The organism is Candidatus Sulfotelmatobacter sp. (genome assembly GCA_035498555.1).
Taxonomy (GTDB): domain Bacteria; phylum Eisenbacteria; class RBG-16-71-46; order RBG-16-71-46; family RBG-16-71-46; genus DATKAB01.
This window is the reverse complement of record DATKAB010000142.1, coordinates 1-5,134: the sequence shown is the minus strand read 5'-3', so window position 1 is coordinate 5,134 and position 5,134 is coordinate 1. Positions and strand designations below refer to the sequence as shown.

Here is a 5,134-nt window from a genome sequence, read left to right as displayed (position 1 = left end):
CTCGCAGAGGAGCCGGCAATCGCCGCCGCCCGCCAGCCTTCGGAACGCGGCGAGGAACCCGCGATCGGCCGACTCGACCCGCGAGTAGAGCCGCAGGCGATTCCAGATGACGGCCCACGAGTACACCGAAACCGTGATCAGCAGCAGCAGCAGCACCTTGGCGAACGGGCTGGAATGCAGGATCAGCGAGAGGACCGAGGCGCGAAGCCCGGGACCGGCCTGAAGAAGGATCGTCGCGAGAGTCATCGGCTTCACGCTCCTTGTGAAGTCGGACCGGCCCGTCGGGGCCGGCAGGGATGAGTCGCGCGGGGAGCGCGAGCCGATCGGCACGCTAGCACACTCACGCGCGCGTCCTCAAGGCTCGGACATTGAAAATGCAGGTCAAGTGCGTGCAAAAAGAAGAGTCCGATCCTCGCCCTCCCGCGTCGGATGACGATAGATTCATGGGTGGCCGGGTGGCCGTGCCAGAGACTATGCCCCTTCGATTGACCGAGGAACTTCGTGCGACCTGGGACAGGTGTGGCCATCGCGCTGGCGAGCTTGATCGTCGCGACTCCGGCTCGTTCTCAAGAAGGCTCGCCCGCGCCCGCGTTCACGGTGCGTGATCTGGACGGGCACAACATCCGCATGCAGGACCTGCGGGGGCGGCCGGTCGTGCTCGATTTCTGGGCCACCTGGTGCGCGCCCTGCCGCGCCAGCATGCCGGATCTGAACGCGTTGCAGGCGCGCTACGCCGATCAGGGCTTGACGGTGATCGGCCTCGCCCTCGACGAGGACGGCACGCAGCCGGTGCGGAAGTTCGTAGATCAACTGGGCGTCAAGTTCCGCATCGCGCTCGCCAACGACCGCGTGCTCTCGCAGTACGGTCCGATCCGATCCGCTCCCACCACGGTCTTCATCAACCGGCGCGGCATCGTCGTGCGCCGGGTGGTCGGCTACATCGACCAGGAGACCATGGACACGTTCGTCCGGGAGCTGTTCTAGGCCGCCGAGCGCCGACCGGGCCGGCGCTTCCCCGCCTCAGCGGACCAGGGCGATTCTTCGGATGAACGTGGTGCCTCCGACGCGAACCCGCGCGAGGTAGAGCCCGGGCGCCGCGGGCGCCCCGCGCGAGCGGCCATCCCAGACCAGGGCCCAGCGTCCGGCGGCGAAGCGACGCCTGGCCTCGCGATAGACGTCCCGCCCCTGCACGTCGAGCACCTGCAGCTCGACATCGGCCGGCTCGGGCATGGCCAGCGCGAAGCTCACGTTGCCGCGGCTCGGATTGGGTGAGGGACGCGACAGCTCGAGCTGCCGCGGCCGGTCTGTCGAAACGGCGGCGGAAGCGCTCAGGACGTTCAGCGGCTGGACCCTGACGTTGTTGGTCTCGTCGGTCTCGTGGACTTCGCCGGTCGAGTCGGCGACCAGACGCACGGTCCAGGCGCCCGCCGTCGGCAGCGTTGCGCTCGCCGTCAGCCGCAGACTGTCGAGCGCGCTGACCACCGTGTCGCCCTGGGCGAGTACGAGGTCATTGGCGGTGAGTGCCCAGTGGAAGATCGGAGCCGGCATGCGTCCGTCGTTGTGGATCATCAGGGAGTAGCTCGCGCTCTGCCCCTGCACGGGATTCTCGGGATCCACCCGGATCGAATCGGCCCTCAAGTCGATCTCGGGCCAGATCGTGGTGTAGGCGGTGTCGCTCACGAAGCCTCGTTCGTTCATGGCCGTGAGCTTGACCACCATGTGAACGCCGATGCCATCCTCGTGGCTCATCGCCGGGAATGTCGCGCTCGGCTCCGTGAAGGTGAAGATGGCCGGATGAATGTGGTTGCTGTGATAGAGGTCCACCGCCCAGTGGAAGTGGAGCTGTGAGGGCGGCGAGACCAGGTCCATCCCGCTGCCCACGAGATTCACATTCTCGCCGGCGTAGTAGGTGGAGGCGTTGACCGGAAGCGTGATCATGGCTCGCGGTGGACTCAGGCCCGTCGGGATGGCGTCTCCCCCTCCGAAATCGTCGAGCGTCCCTCCCGTGCCGAGCCCGATCGCACTCAGCCCGATGCGCCCTCCCGAGGTCGCGAACTGCCATGCCGAGGCGTCGACCTCGCCGGCCAGCTGGCTGTTCTGAAAGACACGAACCATCCCGCTTGAATCGGCCCGGGCGCCGAACTGGTCGCCAGGCTCGAAGTGCACGAGGAACTGGCCGCGAGCGGACCATCCTTCGCCGGGAGAGTAGGTGCTCACCACCACGCGTCCCCCGCCCGGGTCGTACCGGACCTGGATCTCCGCCGCCACCGAGGTCGTGTCCTGAACCTTGAGCAGGAGATCCTCCAGGCCGAGCGTGACCGGCTGGGTCAGGGTCACGAAGGCCTCCTGATTCGGACTGAAGACCGCGCCGTTCCAGATCATGAAATTGGTCAGCGAGGTCGAGGTGAGGCCCTCGTTCACGACCTCGAGACCGGCGAGAGCGCCCGTCCACGGCGCGCCGACGGCGCCGTCGACGCGATCGAAGTCGTCGAGAACGTTGGTGGCGGGGAACCCGCTGCCCGAGGGATGCAGCGTGATGGGAATGCTCTTCACGTCCTGATTGCCGTGATCGTCGGTCACGGTGAGCTGCGCGGGCATGGTTCCCAGGTCGGTGTAGACATGCTGCGCTGAGATCCCGCTCGCGCTCGTTCCGTCTCCAAACAACCACCGGTAGTCGAGCGCGCCGCCCTCCGGATCCTGGGTTCCCGCGGCCGAGAACCAGACTTCGAGCGGGGGCACACCCGACTTGGGGATCGCGTCCATGAAGGCGACCGGGGGCAGGTTTCCGTCCACCTCGCCGGCGTAACGAATGCGGCGGATCTGCTGGCGGAGAATCGACACGTAATAGAGATCTCCGGTCAGCGGGTGGACCGCGAAATCCACCGGCTGATCGGCCAGGGTCGCGAAATCGAGCACCTGCTGGCGTTGATCGGCCGAATCCACCAGCGCCACCTTGATCCAGTTCTGTCCGTAGTCGGCGAAGAAATAGGCGCCCTGGTACGGTGGCGGATAGCGATTCCCGGAGTAGAACTGCCCGGCGATCACGCAGTTGCCGACCGAGCCCGAGGGATCGCTCTGAGTCGGATCACCGTGATTCCAGTACGCGAGCGGCGCCGTCGGATGCTGGGGATTGCTCGGCGTCCCGAACGTGTCGCAGCCGTTGTGCGCCGGAAACGTCTCATACGCGTACGGTTCGTTGAGCGACGCGCCTTCGTAGCACGGCCAGCCGAAGTTGAGTCCGCCGGCCCGCGCCACGTTGAGCTCCTCCCAGGTATTCCAGCCAACGTCGCCGATGTAGAGACTCCCCGGGCGGCCGTCGGCCGGGTCGGTCGAGCCGGTGCCTGGGCGTACCGAGAAGCGGAACGGATTGCGCAGTCCGTAGCACCACACTTTGGAGCGCGGCGAGCCGAGGTCGCCGTCGAAGTACGGGTTGCTCGCGTAACCCTGGCCGGTGACGGGATTCAAGCGCAGGACCTTGCCGTTCAGGCCATCGATGTCCTGCGCGCGATACGCGCCAATGTCCTGCGACGGATCGGAGCGTCCGGGGCCGAACTCGCCCGGATCGTTGCCGCCCGCGTCCGGGTCCTGATAGTTGGCCCCCTCGCCGATCGAGAGCAGCAGGCTGCCGTCGTTTCCCCAGCGCAAACCACCGCCGGTGTGGGAGTCCGAGGCGGAGACCGGGGCGCTCGGCCAGTCGAGGCCGAGCAGGACGGCGCGGGTGGTGGTGTCGACGATCGAGGAATCGGCGAAGCTCACCTGATAGCGGGTCAGCCGATTGAACGCGTATTCGTTGAGATCGCTTCCGTCACTGTCCGGATCGACCGTGTAGTAGAGATAGATGTAGTGATTCGCGAAGTAGTGCGGATCGACGGCGAGGCCGAGTAGACCGCGATCGTGCTGGTCGAGCACTTCGTTTTCGATCGCAATCAGCGGATTGGGCTGGCGGATGCCGCCCCGCACTTCGTACACGCGCCCCCGCTTCTCGGCCACCAGGAGGCGGCCGTCGGGAAGGAATGCGATCGCGGTCGGGACCTCGAATATGGCGCCCGGCGCGGCGTCGTCCACCGAGAATCCCGGTGGCAGCACGGGATCGGCAGGGGCGCGCGCCGGGATCGAGAGGAGTGGCGACATGAACAGCAGGAAACTGACGGCGCGCCCCACGTGCACGAAAGCCCCCGGTGCCGGCGACATGCAGAGACCCGGCTGTCGCTCGTGCATCGGCGGCGGGCCGGGAGCGGATCGGAATCGTTTCTCGAGCGAACGACAAAATCGTCCGCACGCCGGAAACCCGCGTCAATTGCAATCACTCTTTCCCATGGAGTTGAAACGTTTGAGCCACGCCGAGAGGATTCAGGGCGTGGCTCGCGCGACTCGAGATCATCGTTTTCTCACACATTCATCACCAGCAAATCACGTTTGCCGGAACCAGGCGTGATCCGCGCACCACGAGTCAACCTTCTGCCACACTGTCGAAACGATTGAGTCACGCCGATCATCCGACGTGGCTGGCTTGCGGGGAACGCTGCACCTTGGGCCGGTCAACAGCAGATCGACTTCGCGCGTTCCCAGTGGCCCAGGGCGCACTCGACGAGCCAACGCCCCGCAGGCTCCGGAGCGATTCCAGGGGGACCAAGGCCGGTCTCCGACAAGCGAAAGACCCGCGCCCGTAACTTCTGCCGAACGCGGGTCTAGACTGGTGCCCGGGGCGAGATTTGAATTCCCGGAACGAGGGAACGGCATGCGCGGAGTGCCGCAAGTGCCGTTCCTTCGGCGTTTCTTCGTCCGGGGTCGCGGGCACCTAGCGCATGGCGTGCACGAAGGTCTCGGACAAGAACTCGGACAAACGCATTCTTGCTCTCACACGATCTATCTAGGCTCCGGGCTACTTGGATTCCCCTCGGCGCATCGAGTGGCGAGCCCTGCGAATAGCGCGAAACACCTTTCGGCTCCATCTGCGGCTCCACCACCGATCTGCCTTCCAGACCTGAACGCTGATGCGCGTACCCCTTCGGGAAAGCCGTTGAAACATCTGACGTATAGCCTCGACGGTGGGGCCGAAGCTCTCCGGCAGCGGCCGGCCCAGCCTGACCAACTCGCGACCACGTTCGAAGGTTGGAATCGCGAGTTCAACAGC

3 protein-coding genes are annotated in these 5,134 nt (G+C 65.9%); 1 reads left to right on the top strand and 2 read right to left on the bottom strand.

The window, feature by feature from the left end; translation table 11 throughout:
• A partial coding sequence (locus VMJ70_12100) for a hypothetical protein (protein HTO91865.1) occupies nucleotides 1-246 on the bottom strand: 246 nt, incomplete at its 3' end.
• A gap of 255 nt (nucleotides 247-501) precedes the next feature.
• Between VMJ70_12100 and VMJ70_12095 the strand changes: the two genes are divergently transcribed.
• Nucleotides 502-984 (top strand): TlpA disulfide reductase family protein, encoded by a 483-nt coding sequence (locus tag VMJ70_12095; protein ID HTO91864.1) that lies wholly within the window; start codon nucleotides 502-504, stop codon nucleotides 982-984.
• A gap of 36 nt (nucleotides 985-1,020) precedes the next feature.
• Here the strand turns inward: VMJ70_12095 and VMJ70_12090 are convergent, their stop codons facing one another.
• Entirely contained in the window at nucleotides 1,021-4,191 is a 3,171-nt protein-coding gene (locus VMJ70_12090; GenBank protein ID HTO91863.1) for a PQQ-dependent sugar dehydrogenase, read from the bottom strand.
• Between the last annotated feature and the right edge of the window lie 943 nt (nucleotides 4,192-5,134).

Excerpts from the sequence above, each read along its gene's own strand:
- VMJ70_12090 (HTO91863.1), bottom strand. The coding sequence starts at position 4,191 with ATGTCGCCGGCACCGGGGGCTTTCGTGCACGTGGGGCGCGCCGTCAGT.